Raw genomic sequence first — 21,810 nt, forward strand, 5'->3', positions numbered from 1 at the left:
TCTCTTGTTTCATCTGTCGAAAGAATTCTTAAAGAATTTGGAGATAATTATGTAATTAATTTTGCTTAACTACTTAGTTCACCAGCTATTAATGAAACAGCGATCGAAGTTCAAGCCCAGGAGCCGCCGATCGAATCCAAGTTTGACCGCATCGTCTATCCTCGGCCGGTTAAGCCGATCACACAAACAGCAAAAATTACACCGGGGGGAGTCGATGGAAATACGACAGAGACAGATGGAAGTACAGCCGCCACATTTGTATACTTGCGTGCTGATTCACATCACCCAAGCATGGATACCGCCGAACTACATGGAAGTAGCGGCGGCATTGAAAGCACCAATCCCCAACACAAAGAAAGCGATCACGTATTGGCGCTGGCAAGGAAGAGTGAAGGAGATAAAGGGCGAGCTTTACGCAGTCAGCCAATTGAACTAGCGGCCATTTTCAACGAGTACGATCGCCCTCCCGGTCGCGGGGATGGTCGGGGTCGAGTCGAAAGTGAGCCAAAAGTGAGCCAAAGTGCGATCGGCGATTCGGCCAAAAATTCCCCCGGTGTAAAACTCTCTGATAAGTTTCTGGCTACCTACCCGCCCTACTTCGGCGAGGTTCATTACAAAGCAGATTGCACCGGGCAACTGAGCTTACTCGAACCGGAAACAGATGACGAGCCGCCAGAACCTGATGATTTCCCCAGCATCGATGCTTTTAATGATGCGATGGCCCGTTGGGATGCCGAAAACCCTGAACCGCTTGCTGTGTCTATGGATTCGATGTGCGAGTGGGCTCCGTGTCCGGCTGACTGGTACGAGCCAGAAGCCGAAAAATTGCCTTTAAAAGCTTCCTCCATGCGGGAATTGTCCGAAGTGCTGGAACTTTCACCTGCTCCCGAAAGTTCCAGCACTTGCAACTTTTCCATTCCCACTTTTGACACTTGGTGCGATCGCCCGAACCGACAAACTGACAGCGACGAACCGCCCGACACAGGGAATTTTGCTCGACTGCCGGGGCCCAAACCGCCCGGTTTTCCCCCAAGGGCGATCGGGCAGTCACATGACAGTGACATAAGCTCAGCCCACAAGGTTTACTGCATTACTTACTGCATGGCTGCTGCTGGTAGCAGTCAGTCAGGGCGATCGCCCCCAGGAGGTGATGCTATGTAGGATAAATGCTTGCGTAGTAAGGCGTTTGAACAACTTATCTCCCTTCTTATTTGCTCGCGATCGTCTTAGGAGACTTTAGGGCGATCGCTTCCTCTCACATAACCGTTAAACCTGATTTCAATCTCTTATGAAAATCAATCGAATTGGATTTGGATACACCAAAAACTTAGGCAACTACGAAAATTGCAAAATATGGCTAGAGGCCGATTTGGAGGACTGGGAAGACCCTTCGCAAAGCCTTGATATCCTTCGCACTCGCGTGGCCGAAGAACTTGAATTGCCCTACGAATGGCACGAGCTTAAACACCAATTGGCGAAGCAAATGGCATCCATAGAGACTTTCAACTCCATAATTGAATCTAAGAAAAATCAACTAGCTAAAGCCGAGGAAGCTTGGGATAACTTCGCAGAATTTCTTACCGCTCACGGCGTCGATCCGATCGCGCTGAAGATCGAAAATTTCGCTGCGACTAGAGCCGATCACTCCCCTGCCGGAACAGAGACCACTCCTCTTGCCCAATATGTAGCAGACGATAGCGCCGAATTGGGATTCGGAGAACTTGACACATCGGATGATTACAAGAACGAAACTGGGTGGAATCAGGACGATGATGACGATGACGATGACGATGACGATGACGATGACGATTATTGACTGCCAACTTATCTAGTAAGCAAAGACGACACTATTACCCCTTACTTCTGATGGAACTTGCCGCCGATTTTAATGACATCTTTTGGGAACGCCCAGAAACAGAATTCCAACCGCTCCTGGACTTTGAAGAAGAAACACTCAACGCCGTCCCCTACAACGATTTAGCCGATTTAACCCGGGAGATTAAGCTGTCATTTGTTGATTACGTAAGACAGGGCGTCATGCTCTACACAATCCGGCGTTACCGTTTATATAAACGGCAATTTAAGGACTTTGCCGAATACTGCAAGCTCGCCCTCGGTCGCTCGCCGATTTACTGCAAGCGGATTATAGAAGCGGCGCACACCACGATCGAACTGATAAAAGCTGGGTTTAAAATCTTGCCTACCTCCGTGTCGCAAGCGCTGCCGCTGGTGAAATTTACCAAGATGGACGACACGGGCCACCGCGAGTTAGAGGGCAAATGGCAATCGGTAATTGAGACAGAGCCGCCCGAGCATATAACAGCGGCCAAGATTGCAGAAATGATGGACGACAAAAAGCCAGAGGAGCGAGCCAAGCAAATTAAAGTAAGTGGCAAAGCTTACAAAATGTTGGAACAGAAAGCAGCAGCAGCGGACATGACGGTTTCCGAGTATCTCGAAATGCTGATCGGAACAACCGAACCGCCCGACGATGAGGAGCCAACCATTCCCACCCCCGAACAAGAGGAAATTTTAGACCAACTAGACGCCGAGTTTCAGAAAGACGCGACCGCAGAGGCGATCGGCAAAGCCGACAAACCCGTAGCAGGTTTTGGCAACCAGAAGCTATCAAAAAGCTATCAAAAAGCCATCAGCCCCATTAGATCGGACAAAACGTCCGACTCAACCTAGCTAGTTTTTAAAACCATGTCTCACCATACTTTCACCTACCGGCATTCCGAATTGCCCGCGTTTCGTCCTGAACAAAAAGCGGAAATTGTAGCTTTAGGGTTGCACGCCGATGACTTGATTCTAAAAAGTCAGGGCAATTACAAAGAGTTAGAGGAACTTGCCGAAACGCTCAGCAATTGCCTGGATACTTGCGAGCTAAACCTGCAATCAATCCGAATAATTCCCGACGACAGCCCACAGCCCGAAACCTTCACTTTGACCGACTTACCTATGTCGGAGCAAGCAATGATTTTTAGTACCGCGTTGTTCAGTGCGATGGTGCTGTCAGCCCTTCAAAAAGTAACAAAAGCTGACATAAATTCACTCGTCCTTGCAATATCAGAGCAAGTAAACATCGAAATGGCAGACATTAGCGACAAACAAATTACCGCCGCTCTTGCAAGCTATTTAGAGCAATATCGCAAATACCCCACGCGACAAGGTTTTAAGGTCGAAATACCAACAGCCGATATTTAGAGAAATGGCGGTTAGTTACACTCTAACCGCCGTGTCTGAGATGAGTTGTCTTGGCTGACTAACTGTCCTCTTCGCATCTATAAATTTACCATGCCAACCAAAAACAAGTACCACATCACCGAGTTAATCAAATCGGCAAAAGAGCAGTTCGACAACTTTAGCGATGCCGAAACACAAGAAGTTTTCATCACAATTAGAGAAGCAAAAGCTAGAGGACTATTGCGAAAACAGCCTCCTGACCGCTGCCTAAGTAAATACGTCAACGCTGCGAACTACCTGCTAAATATTTACTCAACAGAACAATTTGCAGCAGTTTTGATGCAAAACATTGACTACTTATACGCATATATTGCGCTAGTAGCCACCAACTCTATCACCACAACCGCCTGAAGATGGCCGCCTGACTCAGCGACCGAAACTCCCTTAATAAGGGGGAGTCGCGGGACGAGTCCTCGGACAAGTGGCGCTTTAAAACTGAAATTAGCTTAATTGCTATTTGTTATTCGTAAGCGCCAGCCTGCATCAAACCGGACAAAATAAACGAGCCTTAATCAGTGAAGTAAGCTTAATTGCTTTTGGGAGATTCGTAGGCTCTCTTGTCCTTTCAATTCCATTTCTCCCTAAACTAGATGAAATATTTAATCGTAGGCATTGACGTTTCTCGGTCGTCAATTGCCGCGTGTTTTATGCTGGAAAAACCCAGCAACCCCCGTGATGACTACTTCGACGCCGATATCGAGGTGTTTTCAGCGAACATTGAAAACTTGAATAAGTTAAGAGCAAAGATTGAAAGCTTTAAAGCTGACAAAATTATTGCTATCTGCGAACCTACCGGGATGAACTACGCACAGCTCTGGATGAACAAGCTTGGCGACTGGGGCTGCGAAGTTAGGATGATTTCCAACAGTAAGCTCCCTAATTACCGAGCCGAGCTGATGGGAAAGGAAGGCAAGAGCGGGGCAAAAACAGATGACATTGACGCTTTTGCGATCGCCTGCTGGTACTTTGACAAAGGGCCCGACAGCTACCTCAAAATTCGTGACCCCCTAGTTAGTCAAATCAAACACGTGTGTTTACGATTGGAACACCTCAATCGAGTGCAAAGCCCAATTGTCAACCGAATGCGACAGGAGCTAGCGTGGCAGTGTCCCGAAGTTGCATTAGTGCGATCGGCAAAACTGCAAGAGGAATTGCCCCCGCTGTTGTGGGGTTGGTTGGCTGATCGGCGAAAGTCGAAAAAGTATGATCGCATTTTGGAAAGCACGATCGGCTCTGGCATCGAACCACAAACTTGCTGGGCAGCTAAACAATATTGCGACATTGAGGAAGAAATCTTCAAACTCAAAAAGCAGTTGGTGGAACTAATCGACAATCCACAGTTTACGGAGTATCGCCGGATTTTTACCAAATTTGGGTTTGGCTATCAGCTTCAGGGCTACTTGCTCGGAGCGATTTACCCGATCGAAGACTTCCTCAGCGACAATCAGCCAGAAGTCAAAATCAGAAAAAACCGTCAGACCGGGAAAGAATCCAAGCTCAAACTGTCAGAGCGTCGCTTCATGCGAGCCGTTGGCATGGGCGTAGTTCGCGAGGATAGTGGCCAGAAAAAGAAAGGCAAACAGTCCGGCAGCGCACTTTGCAGGAAAGCGCTGTGGCAATGGTGTTTCACACGCTTGGAAGTCACAAAAAACAATCCGCCGCTGCAATTTACTTACGGTCAGGGCAAAGACGCGGAGCAAATGTCACCAGCGGAAAACTTGAAGCGGCGAAAAAAAGGCGGCACCCCAATCAAACTAGCCCGCCAGCGGGTAATTGCCCGGTGCATCCGGGAACTGTTCAAAGAACTGTGCAGCATTGTCAAAATCTAAAATCTAAAAGACCCGCAGGAGTAATCTGTCTGCAGGTCTTTTAATCCATCCAAAAATGTCTACAGTGAATAACAACAGGAAATGGTGATTAGCTATGATGGCAAATCTCTCGGGGCGCTGCTATGCGGGCGATCGCGATTTAGATGCGATCGCCCATTTAATCAATACTTGCGAAGAAGTCGATCGGCTCGATGAAGGTACTTCCATCTCGGAATTAGAACAAGAATTTAACCAACCGTCCCTAGACAAAGCCCGCGATATCCGCCTTTGGGAAGATGCGGAGGGAAAATTAATCGGTTTCACTCGGTTGTGGATTTCTGAGCCTGGGGAAGTAATTGACGGTTGGCTGTGGTTTCGCGTCCACCCAGGCGCGCGCGGAGGCGATGTGGAAGCAGCCGCGATCGCCTGGGGTGAAGTGCGGATGCGCGAGGTGTCTGCGATGCGGGGCGGGCGCGTGAAGCTGCGAACCTACGCTCGCGCTGAGGATTGCGATCGCATTTCTGTGCTGACAAGTTGCGGTTTTAAGGTCGATCGCTATTTTTGCCGAATGGCGCGATCGCTCTCGGAACCGATCCCAGAACCGCAATTCCCCGAAGGTTTCGCGCTGCGTCAGTTCCCCGGCGAACAGGATGCGGCAGCTTGGGTAGAAATGTTCAACCAGTCGTTTATCGATCACTGGAATCATCACGATTTAACGGTGGATAAATATAAGCACGAGTTAGCTAAACCCGATTACAGAAATGATTTAGACTTGATTGCTGTTGCTGATGACGGCACATTTGTCAGTTTTTGTTACTGCGAGATTTGTGTGGAAGAGTGCGATCGTACCGGGCGTAATGAAGGCTGGATTGCTTGTCTCGGCACTAGGCGCGGCTTCCGCAAAATGGGATTGGGACGAGCGATGTTGCTCGCTGGTTTGCATCGGCTGAAAGCTGCCGGTGTCGCTACTGCTATTCTCGGTGTCGATACTGAAAATTCATCAGGTGCATTGCGGCTTTACGAATCAGTCGGCTTTCACAATATTCGCGATAGCATTTCCTATGTTAAGGATGTTTGATCGATGTTACAGTTCGCGATCGCGCTTTGACCTAAGAAACCCGGTTTTTTACCGGATCTGCGGGTAGCAACGAAATATTTTCCTGAAAAAACCCGGTTTCTCGCCACTCGTGTAAGTTTTATCTAAAAAACTTTTGCTACCCCCTTGACACACTTGTAGTATATGTGTAGTATATAAATATGGAAAGCGCAGGACAAGCAAAAACCTGTATTTTTCGTGCAAATTCTGAACCTTGACAACTAAATATTGCTCAAAATTTCAACGAACATCAATTTGAAAGTCTTGTAATATAGACTCGATGGTCATGTTGTTACTTTATACGAGACTGTTCGGTTACAAACTGACTCTGGCCGAGTCAGATGTTGTAGGAAATCAGTCTAATTTCAACGAATTTGATGCGGATGCAGAACAGACAAGTTCAGCCAGATTTCAATCAACCAAAAAGGCTGAGCAAATCCGCAAAATTAAACAAGCTTATCATTTAGAACGGCGCTTCTTTCAGTAAAGATTATGAGATTTCGTGAATCTTTACCGATACTGGCAATTTGCTAAGTCTCACAAAAAGCCAAAGTCGAGAGCAGATAAGCTACTAATCCAAAATCCAAAATTGCTCTAGGAGGTATCGGTAATGGTTCACATTCGTTTTGAAGGACGTTCCTATGACGTGGCAGAAAACCAACTGGGTATCACGGCAGGAATGAGCGACAAGGCTATTAAGGAACGTCTAGCCAACCATTTTGATGTCAAGGGATCTCGCTTCGAGTCTTACGTTCTGGATCGCCGTCCCAGCGGCGATTTAATTGTTCGCCCAGAAGCCGTTTACGGCTAGAAATTCACTTAAAGCACGTATTAGGTAGCGCACCCCAACAAAAGAAGCTTACAAACTGGAAACGTTCGACTTAAAATCGAATTGTAGGTTCAATTCCTACTTGCCGTGAGGCTGAAAAAAAGCTTCTCTGACTTGTGCGCTGCCTTTTATAGCTGAATTTTTTATATCTATCCGGCGCTGAAAAGTTCCACTTCGCGCCCCAACAAAGGAAGCTTACATACTAGCTCATTGGTAGAGCAATCCCTCTTAAGGGACTGGTCGCGGGTTCAACTCCTGCGTATGTGCCAACGGCTTTCTTGACTTGCGCGAAGTGACCTTTTAGGCGCTATAAACTCTTGTTGTTAATTCAGGATAATAATTAAGTAATCCTGTTTGTATTGAAGACTTCCGTCCTCAAAAATAAATTGGGTATTAGCCATGAGAAAAAAACTGGCAATTTACCGATCGCCCAAGGAGATAGACAGTCTGATTCATGCCTTCCAAGAAGGCAACCTGTCGCGAAGCCAATGGACGCACGAAGCACATTTAACCGTTGCCCTGTGGTATCTGTGTTATGACTCGGAGCAAGAAGCGATAAATGCGATTCGCAATGGCATTAAACGTTACAACTCGGTTCAAGGAATTGAAACCACAAAAGATAGCGGGTATCACGAAACACTAACGCTGTTTTGGGTGCGAACTATTCGCCGGTATCTCGCCGATGAAAGCCAAAATCGCTCGATCGTACATCTGGCTAACGGTTTGATTGCAAAATATGCCGATCGCACTTTACCCTTTCGCTATTACACGCGCGATCGCCTGATGTCTTGGGAAGCCCGAAATAGCTGGGTTGAACCAGACTTGAGAGCGATCTAATTAGAAACAGTTTCCCTGAAATAGTTAATTTAAAATCGCAGTTTTTGCCGCGCCCCAATCGCGAGAGCTTACATACAGACCCTATTAGGTTTAGCCATAGGTTTACTAAAAAAAAGCTCCCCAAACTTGCGCGGTGATTTTTAAATTTCACTTGCTAGCGTGCAACAACTGCCAACCACCGATTTTGAATACTTCTCAAATCCAAAATCCAAAATCGAATAGGAAGGTAACACCAATGAATATGAATACAGCAGAGCGCGATTTGCGTTTGGAAATGCTCAACAGTCTGCTCACAACTCCGCACCGTCAATTAGAAAAAGTAGCAGAAATTCACAAGTTAATTATCGAATTAGACCCCATTTTTTACGGTCATTTAGCAGTGTGGTATCAACGTCACGGCGACGTGCGCGATCACAAGGAAGTTTTTGCCGGAAATTTGCTGACTTCGGCGCTGACGGAACACCGAGATGCCGGTTTTATGATGCTGCAAGAGTTCCCTCCCTACGAGGTTTCGCGGATTGTGGACTTTATGAAGCAGCACCAGAATAAGGTGCCCCGCAGCGCGCGCACTGCTGTCACTCGCTATCTGAAATCGCGGGAAAAGAATCCGCAGTTTTTCGATCGCGCCGCCATCCGCAACCGCAAGGCGATGAAGCATTTGTACGCAACGCTGCACGTCAAGCCGAGCGATCGCGCTAATGCTATTCTGTTTAAAGACAATCCGCCGGAAGACTCTCTGGCATTCGTTTTGAAGCAGTTAGCAAAGGCGGCGACACCTGCGGAACAGGCGAATTTGATTGTTGAGTACAAGATTCCGTATACGATCGCAGTTGGTGCGATCAGACAGCTAACGCCAACGGTTTTGGCCGCGCTGATTAACTCGATGTCGCCGCAGGAAGTCATCAACAATTTGAAATCGATTCAGTCGCGCGGCGCGATGGATCACGCGGAAGTCAAGCAGTTGATTGACTCGAAGCTGGATGAAGCGGCAAAGTGCGATCGGGTTTCTGCTTACAAAGCGAGTGTTGCGGGCGCGGGCGCGAACTTCGACGCAGCAACGACGGCTAAGCTGGAAGCGGTGACAAACGAACAGGTGAAGAAGCGCGGCAAGATTGTTAAAGCGACTGGTTTGTTGATTGACAAGTCTGGTTCGATGGAAAGTGCGATCGAAGTCGGCAAGCGTCTCGCTGCTTTGATTTCCGGCATTTCCGACGCTGCGCTGTTCGTTTATGCCTTTGACACCATGCCCTATCCAGTGCAAGCAAACGGCAGCGAATTGACAGACTGGGAAGCCGCTTTCAAACACATTCGCAGCGGCGGCGGCACAAGTTGCGGTTGCGCGGTGGAAGCAATGCGAATAAAAAAGCAGGTTGTCGAGCAATTCATTATGGTAACAGATGAAGGCGAAAACGCTGCACCTTATTTTGGAGATGCTTATCAGAATTACTGCCGCAGTTTGGGGGTAAATCCTGATGTTGTGATTGTGCGAGTTGGTTCTTGGTGCGAATATGTCCAGAAGCAATTAAAGGACAAACAAGTATCGGTAGAAACCTTTACCTTTGCCGGAGATTACTACTCCTTGCCGAATTTAGTGCCGATGTTGAGCCGTCCTTCGCGGCTGGAATTGTTGATGGAAATTCTGGACACGTCGCTCCCGGTGAGGGATGATAAGTGATATAATTGGGCATGGCTCGTCAGTTAAGCTGGCGGGCTGTGCTCGCAAAGTTAGTGGGAGTTAGAATTGTATGTCGACTGAGATTACATACACTGACGCTGAAGCAAATTTAGAAAATCTCTGCGATCGCGCTGTGGAAACTGGCGAAGTAATAGTTATTAATAGGCCTAACGGCAAAAGTACGGTTTTGATTTCTGAGGCAGAATTAGAAAGTTTGCTAGAAACGCTTTATTTGCTGAGTTCGCCTACCAATGCAACTCGTTTGTTTACAGCATTTAAAAGAGCTAAAGCAAGAGTCATTCAACCTCAGACACTAGATGAAATTTGTAAAAAATTTGGGATTAATGAAGAGGATGATACTGAAAATGAGGTAGTGATCGCCAGTTAAATCATTGATGACAGAATCACAATCTTCTACTATACTCTAAACTTGGGAGGAGCCGTTGGTGACTTCAATATTAATCAAAGATTTAGCAACCGACTTAGAGCTTTTTACCGAAGATCCCGTGGAAAGATTTATTACCAGCGGGGTAAGTTGGGAACAGTATGAACAACTACTGACTCAACTCGGAGATAGTCCTTGGTATCGGGTTACTTATTTAGATGAAGTGCTGGAAATTATGGCCCCAAGTCGCCGTCACGATCGAGATAAAACCAATATTGGGATGCTGCTAGAAGCGTATTTTCAAGAAACACGGACTCGGTTTTGGGGATTGGGTTCAACTACCTTCCGCATTCAAGCAAAAAAGGGCGGTACAGAACCGGATGAGTGCTATTGTATCGGTACTGAAAAAGAATTTCCTGATTTAGCGATCGAGGTTTTACTCAGTAGTGGCGGCCTGGACAAGTTAGCAGTTTACAAAAAGCTCGGGATCAGAGAGGTTTGGTTCTGGAAAAATCGTCGCTTTGAGGTTTATCATCTTCGGGCAGAGGAATATGAAAAAATGCAGCAAAGCGAGTTGTTGCCGAATTTGGATTTATCACTGATTGCAGAGTATGTACAACGGCCTGATCCCCTTGAGGCGGTGTTGGAGTTTCGGGAAAGAGTTAGAGAAAATTTAGGGGGAAGTTGAGATTTAATATCGCTCTTTACTACCAAACATCTCCCTCAATATCCTCAAGCGACAACTTTTTACCTTTTTTCAATTATTCTCTAATTTGAGCGATAATTTCTTGTAATTCTGGATTAGCGATGGATGAGACTAACTGGGAATCCGCACCAGCCAAAGCAGCGCGTAACTTTTCCGAACTCAGTGCGGGATATTTTTCTAACACCTGCTGTTGAGTCCATCCCGCAGCAAAGAGTCCCAGCAAAAATTCTACAGATAATCGAGTTTCTGGTGCTGCTGGTTGACTTGTTGAAGCTTTCGGGTTTGGATGAATGAGCTTTCGCCAGTCCATTGTTTTACTTAAACGATTGGGGAAGATTCCGCCGATTATACTGCATTTGGACACAGTAGAAATACGGGCATCGTTGACTGACTTTGTAACAGTGCCACCGCAGGGCCTACCATTTTAGATTTTAGATTTTAGATTTTAAATTGAGAATCACTGATGGATTAAGGGTTTGAAGCTTGGCTACAGCGGCATTTTTTTTTGAGCTGGGGTCATTTCGCGATTTTGCGATTAAATTGTTATTACGATCGCAGTACAGCACTTTCTTATAGGGTACAGTGATGGGGTAGCGACGGGGCGATCGCCCTTTTTGCTTCAGTCCGTTTCCATACCAAACAGCGATCGCACTAAATCTCAACCCACTGTGCAACGAACTGTGCAACGAACTGTGCAACGAACTGTGCAACGAACTGTGCAACGAACTGTGCAACGAACTGTGCAACCCACAATACAACTACTTTAACTTCTTAAAACTATGGGAAAAAAGTCGAAAGCCAAAAAATCCCAGGTCAAAAAATCCAGTTTGCTCTGCCAGCGACTCCAAGAAGCTCTCGATCGAGGCAGCAAAGTTTGGATTAAAACAAATAATAGCAGTTTCGGCGGCATCCCGATTAATTTGTTCGGGGAGTTTGTGGAACTTTTGGTGATAGTTCCCCCTAACGAACAGGCGGAACATATCGATGCTTACGGACAAGTTACGTGGCTGATTCGACTCTCTGATATTATTGCACTCGCTTACCCTACTGAATATTGGTCTAAAGATAGATTAGAAAGTTTGCTGCCACCAGATGCAGTTACTTCCGAAGTAGGAGATTAACTGCGTAGGGTGTGCATTGCGTACCCTAATTTTAGCTGAGTTGTATTTGGTATGGTGTGCATTGCACACCATACATTTACTATTTTTTAAGCTGTTTTAGCAGCCAACATATACACCTGTTCCACCGATTTTTATCAGTTTAATTAGTTGTTGCAAGCTGAAAGCTGGATTTTACAGTTGCCGCCATCTAGTTCGCTGCAACCGGCGAGAGCTTGAGCTTCTGCTGCGGCTTTATCGTCGCCCCAGCCCGCACCGGCTCCTCCTTTGCCTACTGCGATCGCTCCACAATTATTACTATTAGATGTCAGGGGTTCGCAGTCGTTTGCACCTCCGCTGTGTTCATTGCAGACGGCTACTGCTGCGTTTAGTGCTTCTTTCTCCGTAGGATGATCCCAACTAATACCAGTGGCGTCAGAAGTCGGAGAATAAGCAGTAGCTCCATAGGTGTCCTGAGCTTTAGCTACCTGGACTGAGCCAAAAAGAGGAAGTGTCAAAGCTGTGACTACAACCCACTTAGAAAAAAGGTTTTGCAGCATATTTACTTAAGATATTTACAAGGTTAAGTTGCGAGGTTCGCTCAATATTAGATTAGGAGATGAACTCGTGTCAATAGTGTTGAGGAATCTTTATATTTTATTCAATTAAAAGTCTCTTCGGTAACAAAAAGTAAGATGATGGAGGTCAATTCAGTGGCAGATATCCGCAAAATCCTCAGCCAAATCGCTGCCCAAGAAGCGCACCTACTCGATACCCACTTCCTGGCTCCTTGCGTACCCGGGGGAAGCGTGCGGATAAGAGTTAGCTCAATGATTTATACTTTTCTACCGCAGCCACGCAACTTTGAAGGATGGGCTCTTTTTGCGCCAGTAAATGAAAAAAATGCTGCGGTAATTGAGGAGCCGAGTTTGCCGCAAGTGGCCGAGTATTTGCAACTGCTCGTACCCGTTCGCTTGCAGTTAGCCTGCGTGTTGCAAGGGCAAACTTGGCTGGCTTATCCTGTTAACGAATCTGATGCTAAACAGCGCACGGGTGTTGCGAAACCCGTACCAGTTCATTTAGTAACAGAAGGTTCGCAGTTTGAGCCGATTGTTGCGCGCTGGGACGGTCATTGTTTGTGGTTTGAAGAGATTGACAGGCGCGCCGATCCGCTGCCCTCTGAGAAGTTAAAAGCAGCTTTAAAAAAGTTGATTTTGCCTCCCGAAGTTCGCTTTAAAGGGATGACACCGGAAATGCGAACAGTTTACGAATTAGTGTCCCGAAATATTAAAGGTTTCGATCCGAAAGTGCGGGAAGAAAAGCGCTTGCAGCGGGCGTTGAAAATGGGCGGCGGTGAATTGCGGGATTTTTTCGACCGCGAAAATTATTGGCTAGTTGAATGGACTAGCGGAACCGGAGAACACCACACTTCTGCGATCGCCAAAAATGACTTGACAGTTATGAGTGCTGGCATTTGTCTCAGCGGATTAGACAAAGACTTCGACTTGCATTCATTGGTTGGAGTAGTCGAAAATCGATAATTCTTGATTACCATGAGTATATTTTTTCACGAACAACTTTACAGAAGTGCGGCAGTGATGTCGCAGATCAAAAATTTCCCGGTAACGGTGTGCGGCGCGGGCGCTTTGGGTGCGAATATTACAGAAAGTCTGGCGCGATCGGGCTTTTGTCAGTTAAAAGTCATCGATCGCGATCGCATCGAGGAACGCAACCTTTCCACTCAACCCTATTATCGATCGGACATCGGCGCATTCAAAGCCAAAATTCTCGCCAACAACCTCTACCGCGCTTTGGGAGTCAGCATTGACGCGCACTCAAAAGAATTGACACCCGCAAATGCCGATCGGCTGCTAGCCAACAGCGCCACAGTCATCGATACTTTTGATAACAGTGTCGGGCGGCAAGCAGTCAAGGATTACTGTGCAAGTGCCTCCCTTCCCTGCGTGCACGTCGGATTAGCTGCCGATTACTCCGAAATAATTTGGAACCAACACTATCGGGTTCCTTCAGCGGCGAATGATGACGTTTGCGATTACCCGCTGGCGAGAAACTTGGTAATGCTGACGGTTGCAGTTGCTTGCGAAGTAATTGTTACCTTTGCTGCTACCAAAGAGCAACAAAATTTAACTTGCACGATCGGAGATTTTGCAGTAAAGCCACTTATATTGTAGAATGTCGGTTGACTGTTGCCAGAAACCTGGTCAATCAAGATTGGATGCCCCCATCCTATAAACCCGGTTTCTCACCCTCAAACAATCGTCCAACTTGCAAAAAACGCTTGAAAAATTAACAGGGAAAGTATGGCCGGATCGCAGACTTTTTATTATTTACTAGCAATTCTCGCCCTATTAGTTTTGACGGGCACAAGTAGAGCAAACTATGCAGCAGGCTCCGCAGTTTGCTCTACTAATGATTGCCATCGACCAGCAGTGAGATACCATAAAAGGATTTTAAAATGCGGATCGAGAGGGCACGATGTGAAGAAACTGCAAAAGTTGTTGAACGCGCGGGGCTTGTCCCCACACCCGATCGTAATTGATGGCGTTTTCGGTCCGACAACCGAAAATGCAGTGAAAAGATTTCAGCGACAAGCGGATATTCCTGTAGACGGAATTGTGGGAGGTCAAACTTGGGACAGACTGTTTACTAATTCGTAAATTAAAGCACCGGACAACAAAAGTTCCTAAGTGATCATTGCTAATCATTAATCGCTGCGGTTTGTAGTTGTGCAGAGAGCGCATTTTGTGCAACTACATACACAGAAGCTGCCATCAACACTCAATCGCACACTAAAGTGCTAATGAATGAAGTTTTAGATTTTTGGTTTGGTCGATCGCACTCTCCTGAGTTTGGCAAAGTCCACAAGAAATGGTTTGAAAAAGATGCGGATTTTGATGCCCAAGTGCGATCGCGCTTTCTGTCGCACTACGAACTAGCCGCCTCCGGTAAACTCGACTCATGGCACGATTCCCCCGACAACTGCCTAGCATTAATTATACTGCTCGATCAATTTCCGCGTAATATGTTTCGCGGAACACCTCAAGCATTCGCCACAGACAGCAAAGCTTTAGCCACCGCCGAATACGCTGTTAATAATAAATTAGATCGCGACTTGCTTACTGTACAAAAATTGTTTATTTATCTGCCTTTTCAACACAGCGAAAACTTACAAAACCAGCAACAATCTGTCGAACTATTTCGCCAACTCAGCGGCGAACCTGAAAGCGATTCACTCATTGAATACGCGCAGCAGCATTTGGAAATAATCGAACGTTTTGGGAGATTTCCCCACCGCAATCAAATTCTCGGTCGCGAAACAACCCCCGAAGAAGCGGAGTTTCTCAAACAACCTGGTTCGGGATTTTAAAACGCGATCGCCAAATTTTTAGGTTATTCGCTGTACAGACTTAAAAATACTATAGTTAAGAGGAATAGCCCACTAATTTTACAGCAAAAAGCACGGATTACAATTGATATAAAAAATAGCTATTTTCGGCTAACATTTAAAATTTAAAATCAAATCGGCTACTAAAATTATCAATATGTGTTTCAAACACCAAGAATATATAGATAAGCTTTCAACTCAATGCCCGCCACAGGACTATCAACCTAAAGAAATGCTGGCTTTTAGATTTGTATTTGAACCCAATGATGAACGCTCTATTAATAACTTTAAACCAGTGCTGATCATCACTCCCCAGCGCAACCTCAAACCAGAAACTGAAGCAACCAGATGTCAAGGTTATGCGCTATCATTATTTGATACCAGGGAAAATGCCGAAAAACGTTATTTAAAACTAACAAAAAAAAGAAAAAAAATTCGCGATTCTGTGGGCACTCACATAGCAGCAGGATCGCTCGACAAGACAGATGGAGTTGTCTCTAAAATAGATGATAACGGTCACTTGAGCCTACATGAATTTGCTACTTCTGATTTAGCAGCAAAATTTGTAATAACATCTTGTTTATTGTAAGGTACAAAAAAATGGAAGAATTAATAGGATTTAAACTAAGTAAGTTTCCTCTAACTCTTAGAAGCATAGTCACTTTAGAGTATTTCGACGGCCCCCTGCTATCGCTTTTTGAGAATGAATACGGCGATAGCTATCTTTATTCTTGGTGCGATGTAGATAATTTGTACAATCGCTGGTTGGTTTTCAGAGTTGCACAACTAACTCTCAAGCTTTACATAGAGGGACAAGTTTCATTGCACGAGTTAATTGTAAATCCTGTTGACGGATTTCTATATTCATTAGATATAGACAATGATTTACAGGTGAAAAACACTTATTTAATCCTGCCTGAAAATTTACCTGTAATCTACTTGCCCGAAACAGATTCCTATTACGAACTGTCTGATTTAAATCGCGAAACGGCGGAAGAAGATAGGTTATTAATTTTTCAAAAACTTTCCGGTGAATCTCAACTTAGCAAGGTTTGAAGCTGACTAAACAACCAGATTCCCGACTTCTTGAAAAAGTCGGGATCTAATCGATCGCCCAACCGTCAGCCGCGATACTGCACTCGATAAATCCGATTATTCGCTTCCTCAGTAAACAGCAAACTTCCGTCAGGTAAAACCAGCAAACCAACTGGCCGCCCCCAAGTTTTCGGGCCCGACGGATCTGTGAGAAAACCAGTCAGAAAATCCTCATAATAACCTTGAGGGCGTCCGTTCGCCGCATTAAAAGGTACAAACACGATTTTATAACCAGTTCCAGCGTTGCGATTCCAACTGCCGCGAAACGCCACAAACGCCCCGTTCAGGAATCTTTTGGGAAACGTTTTGCCGTCGTAAAATTGAAGCCCCAAAGCCGCCGAATGCGCCTGAAACAGCACGTCTGGCATTAATGTTTTAGCCACTAAATCAGGTCGATCGCTATTGCCATTTCTGGCGTGGCGCGGATCGAGCAAATTCGGCTTAAAATAAGCGTAAGGCCAGCCGTAAAACTCGCCTTGACGAATTCTTGTCAAGTAATCCGGCACCAAATCATCTCCCAAACCGTCGCGTTCGTTGACTGTCGTGTAGAGTTGATTTGTTTTTGGGTGAAAATCCAATCCCACCGGATTTCGCAAACCGGAAGCAAAAATTTGCTGGTTCTGGCCGTCCAAATTCATCACTTGAACAGACGCCCTCGGCAGCGGTTCGACATCGGCATTAGACTGCGATCCAACTGAGACGAAAAGCTTGCTATTGTCCGGGGAAACGACAACATTTCGCGTCCAGTGTTGGTTGTAGCCGCCGCCCGGTAAATCAGCAATTTTTTGACCACTACCTGTCAATTGTTCCTGCCCTTTTGTGTAGGGAAATCGGCGGACTTCATCGGTATTTCCGAGGAAAAAATAGCGATCGCCAAAAGCCATGCCAAAAGGAATATTTAACCCGTTTTGGGTACTTGCAAAAGTCTTGCGAACCTCAGCAACCCCGTCGCCGTTGGCATCCCGCAACAGCGTAATCCGATTCTGCCGGGTTTCTGTTACCAAAACATCGCCTGTCGGCGTCAAAGCTAGCCATCGGGGAGCGTCTAAATTGTCAGCAAAAACGTTGACGACAAAGCCAGGAGGTACTCGCAGCACTGGCGATGCGGGAATAGGTATTACTTGAGGAGGTTTTGAGGCGCTTTCGCTGGCTCCTGGCTGCGGCAAAGAAGTTGCAACAATGCGGATGGGCTGCGGCGACAGCGGTTTGGTCGGTACAATTTGATTTGTGCCAACATTTACCAGCGGTGCACGGGAGGGAATTTGCGACAGGGGGCCGTTGTCGCCCACAGCAGGGGCGATCGCATCTGTAGCTCGATCGCACGCAATCATCGGCAACAGCAGAATTAGCAGCAAGAAACGCAGGTAATACATAGCAGCGATTTCTCAACAATTGCTGGACAATTCTATTATTCTAGCTGCTATTAAACAGCTAAGCCACCGCCTGCGCGGTGGCTTAATTCCATTTACTGATACCAGTTGCAAAAAAGAATGCAACTGTAGGCCAGTGCTCCAAACTTTGAGCTTGATCCGTCAATCGATTTTAGATTTTAGATTTTAGATTTTAGATTGAAGAAAGCGACCCCACTGATAAATCGGGGGGCTTGCGACCCGGATTCGGAACTTTTTTCTGGCTCCACGAATGAATCCTGGGGCCCCGGACCAAATTACTTTTGGTCATTCCCAATCGAAAATGGAAAATCGAAAATCGAAAATGGTATAACCTAGCTTTACCAAAGTCCTCTCACAGGAGCGGGACGGGGAGCCGGAGCCGGAATTGGACGGGGAGCCTGCGGAATCGGAGCCTGCGGAATCGGAGCCGGACGAGGAGCCGGACGCGGTGGCAGTTCTGGGGTCGGACGCGGTGTCGGTGCTGGGGTTGCGGGACGAGCAACCGTTGTGGCTACCACCTTATAATCGGGGATCACCGCGATATTTTGTATCTGAGATCCGGCGACGGTGGCTCTGACTTTCATTCCCGGTACTAAGCCAAGAATTCTCAGGACGCATCTTTGAATCCTGAGAGTCCTGTACGGCGCGTTTTCTTCGCGAATAGTTACTACGTCGCCGACAATACTTTTGACAAAACCGACAATGGTTCTAGTGTTTGCTGTTGTGGTGGTCTGCGTTTGGGCTATTTGAGTTGCAGGGTTAGCCATCGCAGGATGTACTGAGACCGCCGAAATTACCACCGACAGTGTTGCACCTGTCAATAATTTGATGTTCTGAAGACGCATTGAAACCTCACATTAACTGCTATTCAGGGTCGGGTTTGCTTCCGCTGCGCGAAAGTCCCAACCTCTATACCTAATCCAGTTTAATCCCCCGAGTAGGAAATTTATGACAATCTCAAAAAAAGATTATCGAACAAGTATTGAAAGACTAAATTTTACATCATAAGTTCCCGATTTACAACAAGTTCAGCGGTTTACATCTCTAGAGTGTTGCCGTGATATATTGAGTTTATTCGATCGACCGTAGCAGTTTTTTTCCGCCGACCTAACTGTTGCTGAGGGGAACTCTACCCAAAGACAGATTGTGCTTGCCGGATACAGCAGCGCCATAGTTTGAATACTCGATCGCCAGTCTGCCATGGCTAAAACATCAAATTAGTCGGAGGTAAAATTTAATCATTTTCTGGCAATATTTACGCATAAACCGCGTTTTCTCATGACATTCTATTACGTAACTCCACTGAGCCGCTTATAAAAACCTTGTGGTTTTAGTATTATTGCCTAAGCTTGGTGCTGAGTTACAAGTTATCAGTGGTGGAATTTTAACTAAACACTGTGCAGCGCAGTTGCCGTCAAAAAGGCATCTCAAAATTTTTCTAATCGGGTGCGGTTGGCGGATAATTAGATAGGAACTTTGTAGGAACTGCTGGTGAGGAGTTTAGCGAACAAAACAATGGTGAACAGCAAATTTTTATTTAACAAGTTAATTGTACTGAGCTTGAGTGCAGCCGCGCTGTCGGTCGGCATACAGCAGCAGGCGACTGCCGAAGTGGTGGCTAATTTAAGTAATAGTGCGATCGCAGTGCAGCGGTCCACATCCGAGACAAAATTGCCGAATCTCGGAACCCCAGAACTGCCGCCCTTGGGAGAACCATTTCGTTATATTCCCCAGGAACCAAAGCCTGCGGTAAATCCTATTGAGGAAGTGCATTTAGTGCTGAAATTGCGAGAACGCCGTGTCTATGTTTACCGACAAAATAAGGTGCAAGCCAGTTTCCCGGTTGCTGTGGGAAAAGGCGGCTGGGAAACTCCTACAGGCAATTTTAAAGTTATTCAAATGATCAAAGATCCAGTTTGGCAAAATCCTTGGACAGGAGAACTTATTCCTGCTGGGCCAGACAATCCATTAGGGAGTAGGTGGATGGGGTTTTGGACGGATGGCAAGAACGTGATTGGTTTTCATGGTACTCCGAATCCAGAGTCGATCGGGGCTGCGGCTTCTCACGGCTGCGTCAGAATGTTTGATAAAGACGCACAGGCTTTATTTGAGAAAGTCGCAGTTGGTACACCGGTGATAGTTGAGCATTAATTATTAGCAAGTATAAAAACATCAATTCCCGGCTTGAAATCGCGGCTACACATACAAAGTCCGCCTGCGCGGACTGAATAATTTCTTAGTCCGCGTAGGCGGACTTCGTTTGTATAGTAGCGGTTTCAACCGTCGAGCTATTTTGATATTAGATAGATTGCTGATATTTTTCCAGCAACTCCGGGATATAATCGTAGCCATCAACACCGATCGCCGGAATGATATTCGCTCGACTTTTAGCCAAAGATTGTTTAAAAGATTCCGCCCCCATTTGACCCCGCAAAATTGTCAACAAACCAGCCGATTGACGCCACTCCATCGCACCAATTTGCTCCAAAGTATACATCCCCAAACTGCCCGCAAATATCGCTTTTTCTAGTTCGTTGATTCTGTAATAAGCTTGAGCCAAGTAAGCCAAATTCAGACCTTGCAAATATAAATCCCCTGAGAATTGAGCCGCTTGCCAACCTTTGAGCAAATATTCGATCGCAGCTTCAGCATTTTCTAGGGCGATTTTAGCAATACCAAGACTACTGGAACAAAAAGCTTGACTTTGGCGATCGCCCAATTTTTCCGATAGCAACAAACCTTGTTCCAAATAACCGATCGCACTCTCGTACACCTCCGGTTCCACCTCCTCCAACTGCCGCGCTTGAAAAACTTCGCTGTAACCCAAGTTAGCCAGGGCATTTGCCTCGCCTTGTCGCTCTCCCGCTTGTCGTGCCATAATTAAAGCCCGCTGGCTGTAATTAATCGCTTCCTGATAATTTTTTTGAGCAACATAGTTGCGGCTGATGTGATTGAGATTGGCAACTTCGCAAGCTTTGTCTCCTTCGGTACGGGCAATTTCCAGCGCTTGCTTGTGCAGCAAGAGCGATCGCTCATAGGCCCCAGCCGCTTGCATCGAATAACCCAAAAGCGTCAGAATCCGAGCTTTCGCTTGAGTGCCTTCAACTCGCCGCAGCGGTTCGTCTAAATAATCCAAAGTATGTCGCAGCGCTTTACCATCAAACGAAGCAAAAATTCCCCCGTAAAGGGGAAAGTATTCTCGCTGAGAAAAAGCCCGCAAAATTTGCAAAGTTACTTGAAAACAAGCATTTGCCAACTGTTCGCCGCTCTTGGTAGAATTATTAAACCCACTAGCTAACTGACTCCAAATTACCGCAAAAGTAATGTAAGTAGAAATTGAAGCTTTTGTTGACACTTTGGAATCGTAAACTTGCTTATCAAACCATGTCGCCAACGCCCGTTGCAAGCACTGCAAAATAATCGCCACTTCCACCAATATGCCTAAATCTAAACTCGATTGCTGGGCTGCGAATTGAACTACAGATTCACCGACTGCAATAGTATTCAAAAGAGCCTGGGGAAAGGGACTGTTAACTTTTTTTGCCCAAAAAGCCCAAGGCCCATTTTGTTCGGGACTACCGGCAAATCCTAGCTGCTGCGGCTGATAAATCCAGCCCACAAGTTCCGGTTCCAAACGCTGCCACGATTCTAAACCTTTGGCGATGCCGACGGTAATTTGCTGCAAATCTTGTTCGGTTTCAGGATTGGCAGTTTGCAGCATTTGTTGGTGCAGAGATTTTGCCAATTGCTGCAATTGAGCCAGAGTCAGCGGATGTTCTTTATTCGGATCGATTACTTGCAATAATGCCAGGAGGCGGACGTTAGATTCGGCAGTAACGATTTGTTGGATTGAGGATGCAATTGCGCGATCGACGCGGTTATCTTTCTGCCAGCGTTCCCATTCTCCTTGGATGGTTTTGAGAGCTCGGAGGGTGCGATTTGCCTTTGCTTGTTTGATTTCGTCTTTTTCATTTCTGAGTTGATTTTCAGTGGCATCGAGGCGTTCACCGAAACAGCGTTCAAAGATTTCGCCAGTACCAGTGCTAATGTCTTGCACCAGCATTTGATAAACTTGTTCTTTGGAGCGAATTTGACCTTTGAGGGTGATTTCGACAATTTTGTCGATTAGTGCTAGGTAGCGATCGCGCAGTGAGGTAGAGTCTGGCATAATTTATTTTTAGTTAATAAGTTTTTATCGACAGCGCTTGCAGCTTGCACAATTTCATGCTGCTATTTAAT

At 46.2% G+C, this 21,810-nt stretch carries 26 protein-coding genes and 1 tRNA gene; 22 read left to right on the forward strand and 5 right to left on the reverse strand.

The features are described from left to right. Positions 1–291: 291 nt before the first annotated feature. From QUA04_RS11370 to QUA04_RS11435, 14 genes are all read left to right on the forward strand, one after another. Entirely contained in the window at positions 292–1,161 is an 870-nt protein-coding gene (locus QUA04_RS11370) for a hypothetical protein (RefSeq protein ID WP_333256852.1), read from the forward strand. 127 nt (positions 1,162–1,288) lie between these two features. Beyond that, positions 1,289–1,816, forward strand: a complete 528-nt coding sequence (locus QUA04_RS11375) for a hypothetical protein (RefSeq protein ID WP_333256855.1) — start codon at positions 1,289–1,291, stop codon at positions 1,814–1,816. A 50-nt stretch (positions 1,817–1,866) separates the two neighbouring features. Beyond that, complete coding sequence (locus QUA04_RS11380; protein ID WP_333256858.1) at positions 1,867–2,691, forward strand: hypothetical protein; 825 nt, start codon at positions 1,867–1,869, stop codon at positions 2,689–2,691. A gap of 15 nt (positions 2,692–2,706) precedes the next feature. Then, positions 2,707–3,207 (forward strand): hypothetical protein, encoded by a 501-nt coding sequence (locus tag QUA04_RS11385; RefSeq protein WP_333256861.1) that lies wholly within the window; start codon positions 2,707–2,709, stop codon positions 3,205–3,207. Between the two features lie 90 nt (positions 3,208–3,297). Continuing rightward, entirely contained in the window at positions 3,298–3,597 is a 300-nt protein-coding gene (locus tag QUA04_RS11390) for a hypothetical protein (protein ID WP_333256864.1), read from the forward strand. A gap of 239 nt (positions 3,598–3,836) precedes the next feature. Then, on the forward strand, positions 3,837–5,075 hold the full coding sequence (locus QUA04_RS11395; protein ID WP_333256867.1) for an IS110 family transposase: 1,239 nt from the start codon (positions 3,837–3,839) through the stop codon (positions 5,073–5,075). Positions 5,076–5,169: 94 nt separating this feature from the next. Further along, the gene (locus QUA04_RS11400) at positions 5,170–6,132 is read left to right on the forward strand and encodes a GNAT family N-acetyltransferase (protein WP_333256870.1); all 963 of its coding nucleotides are present in this window, start codon (positions 5,170–5,172) and stop codon (positions 6,130–6,132) included. Between the two features lie 304 nt (positions 6,133–6,436). After that, positions 6,437–6,637, forward strand: a complete 201-nt coding sequence (locus QUA04_RS11405; protein WP_333256873.1) for a radical SAM protein — start codon at positions 6,437–6,439, stop codon at positions 6,635–6,637. A gap of 123 nt (positions 6,638–6,760) precedes the next feature. Continuing rightward, entirely contained in the window at positions 6,761–6,961 is a 201-nt protein-coding gene (locus tag QUA04_RS11410) for a hypothetical protein (RefSeq protein ID WP_333256876.1), read from the forward strand. A gap of 215 nt (positions 6,962–7,176) precedes the next feature. After that, positions 7,177–7,248, forward strand: a tRNA-OTHER gene (locus tag QUA04_RS11415). Between the two features lie 130 nt (positions 7,249–7,378). Beyond that, entirely contained in the window at positions 7,379–7,816 is a 438-nt protein-coding gene (locus QUA04_RS11420; RefSeq protein WP_333256879.1) for a hypothetical protein, read from the forward strand. A gap of 235 nt (positions 7,817–8,051) precedes the next feature. Next, a complete protein-coding gene (locus QUA04_RS11425) occupies positions 8,052–9,491 on the forward strand; it encodes a hypothetical protein (RefSeq protein WP_333256882.1) in 1,440 nt (479 codons plus the stop codon). 70 nt (positions 9,492–9,561) lie between these two features. Then, positions 9,562–9,879: a type II toxin-antitoxin system prevent-host-death family antitoxin gene (locus QUA04_RS11430; protein ID WP_333256885.1), complete on the forward strand. Its 318-nt coding sequence runs from the start codon at positions 9,562–9,564 to the stop codon at positions 9,877–9,879. A 58-nt stretch (positions 9,880–9,937) separates the two neighbouring features. Further along, the gene (locus QUA04_RS11435; protein ID WP_333256888.1) at positions 9,938–10,564 is read left to right on the forward strand and encodes a Uma2 family endonuclease; all 627 of its coding nucleotides are present in this window, start codon (positions 9,938–9,940) and stop codon (positions 10,562–10,564) included. A gap of 73 nt (positions 10,565–10,637) precedes the next feature. Here the strand turns inward: QUA04_RS11435 and QUA04_RS11440 are convergent, their stop codons facing one another. Beyond that, positions 10,638–10,892 (reverse strand): DUF433 domain-containing protein, encoded by a 255-nt coding sequence (locus tag QUA04_RS11440; protein WP_333256890.1) that lies wholly within the window; start codon positions 10,890–10,892, stop codon positions 10,638–10,640. 469 nt (positions 10,893–11,361) lie between these two features. Here QUA04_RS11440 and QUA04_RS11445 point away from each other — a divergent pair, with 469 nt between their 5' ends. After that, a complete protein-coding gene (locus tag QUA04_RS11445; RefSeq protein ID WP_333039029.1) occupies positions 11,362–11,703 on the forward strand; it encodes a hypothetical protein in 342 nt (113 codons plus the stop codon). A gap of 143 nt (positions 11,704–11,846) precedes the next feature. Here the strand turns inward: QUA04_RS11445 and QUA04_RS11450 are convergent, their stop codons facing one another. Continuing rightward, positions 11,847–12,239, reverse strand: a complete 393-nt coding sequence (locus tag QUA04_RS11450) for a DUF4189 domain-containing protein (protein ID WP_333256893.1) — start codon at positions 12,237–12,239, stop codon at positions 11,847–11,849. A gap of 135 nt (positions 12,240–12,374) precedes the next feature. On the opposite strand from QUA04_RS11450, the gene QUA04_RS11455 reads away from it, so the two are divergent. From QUA04_RS11455 to QUA04_RS11480, 6 genes are all read left to right on the forward strand, one after another. Next, positions 12,375–13,220 carry a hypothetical protein gene (locus QUA04_RS11455; RefSeq protein ID WP_333256895.1) on the forward strand — a complete coding sequence of 282 codons (846 nt, stop codon included), beginning with the start codon at positions 12,375–12,377 and terminating at the stop codon, positions 13,218–13,220. Positions 13,221–13,232: 12 nt separating this feature from the next. Beyond that, positions 13,233–13,871 carry a ThiF family adenylyltransferase gene (locus QUA04_RS11460; RefSeq protein ID WP_333169993.1) on the forward strand — a complete coding sequence of 213 codons (639 nt, stop codon included), beginning with the start codon at positions 13,233–13,235 and terminating at the stop codon, positions 13,869–13,871. Positions 13,872–14,177: 306 nt separating this feature from the next. Beyond that, on the forward strand, positions 14,178–14,357 hold the full coding sequence (locus QUA04_RS11465) for a peptidoglycan-binding domain-containing protein (RefSeq protein ID WP_333256899.1): 180 nt from the start codon (positions 14,178–14,180) through the stop codon (positions 14,355–14,357). A gap of 143 nt (positions 14,358–14,500) precedes the next feature. Beyond that, on the forward strand, positions 14,501–15,067 hold the full coding sequence (locus QUA04_RS11470) for a DUF924 family protein (protein WP_333256902.1): 567 nt from the start codon (positions 14,501–14,503) through the stop codon (positions 15,065–15,067). A 175-nt stretch (positions 15,068–15,242) separates the two neighbouring features. Next, positions 15,243–15,674: a hypothetical protein gene (locus QUA04_RS11475; RefSeq protein WP_333256904.1), complete on the forward strand. Its 432-nt coding sequence runs from the start codon at positions 15,243–15,245 to the stop codon at positions 15,672–15,674. Between the two features lie 11 nt (positions 15,675–15,685). Next, positions 15,686–16,141, forward strand: a complete 456-nt coding sequence (locus QUA04_RS11480) for a DUF6575 domain-containing protein (protein ID WP_333256908.1) — start codon at positions 15,686–15,688, stop codon at positions 16,139–16,141. 65 nt (positions 16,142–16,206) lie between these two features. Here QUA04_RS11480 and QUA04_RS11485 read toward each other — a convergent pair whose 3' ends face one another. Both QUA04_RS11485 and QUA04_RS11490 read right to left on the reverse strand, forming a co-directional pair. Further along, a complete protein-coding gene (locus tag QUA04_RS11485) occupies positions 16,207–17,553 on the reverse strand; it encodes a sorbosone dehydrogenase family protein (protein ID WP_333256910.1) in 1,347 nt (448 codons plus the stop codon). Positions 17,554–17,909: 356 nt separating this feature from the next. Beyond that, complete coding sequence (locus tag QUA04_RS11490; protein WP_333256912.1) at positions 17,910–18,416, reverse strand: autotransporter; 507 nt, start codon at positions 18,414–18,416, stop codon at positions 17,910–17,912. A 670-nt stretch (positions 18,417–19,086) separates the two neighbouring features. Between QUA04_RS11490 and QUA04_RS11495 the strand changes: the two genes are divergently transcribed. Further along, positions 19,087–19,722: a L,D-transpeptidase gene (locus QUA04_RS11495; RefSeq protein WP_333256915.1), complete on the forward strand. Its 636-nt coding sequence runs from the start codon at positions 19,087–19,089 to the stop codon at positions 19,720–19,722. A 148-nt stretch (positions 19,723–19,870) separates the two neighbouring features. Here QUA04_RS11495 and QUA04_RS11500 read toward each other — a convergent pair whose 3' ends face one another. Beyond that, on the reverse strand, positions 19,871–21,739 hold the full coding sequence (locus QUA04_RS11500; protein ID WP_333256917.1) for a tetratricopeptide repeat protein: 1,869 nt from the start codon (positions 21,737–21,739) through the stop codon (positions 19,871–19,873). Positions 21,740–21,810: the final 71 nt, after the last annotated feature.

It is taken from the genome of Microcoleus sp. S13_C5, assembly GCF_036700845.1.
Lineage (GTDB): Bacteria > Cyanobacteriota > Cyanobacteriia > Cyanobacteriales > Microcoleaceae > Microcoleus.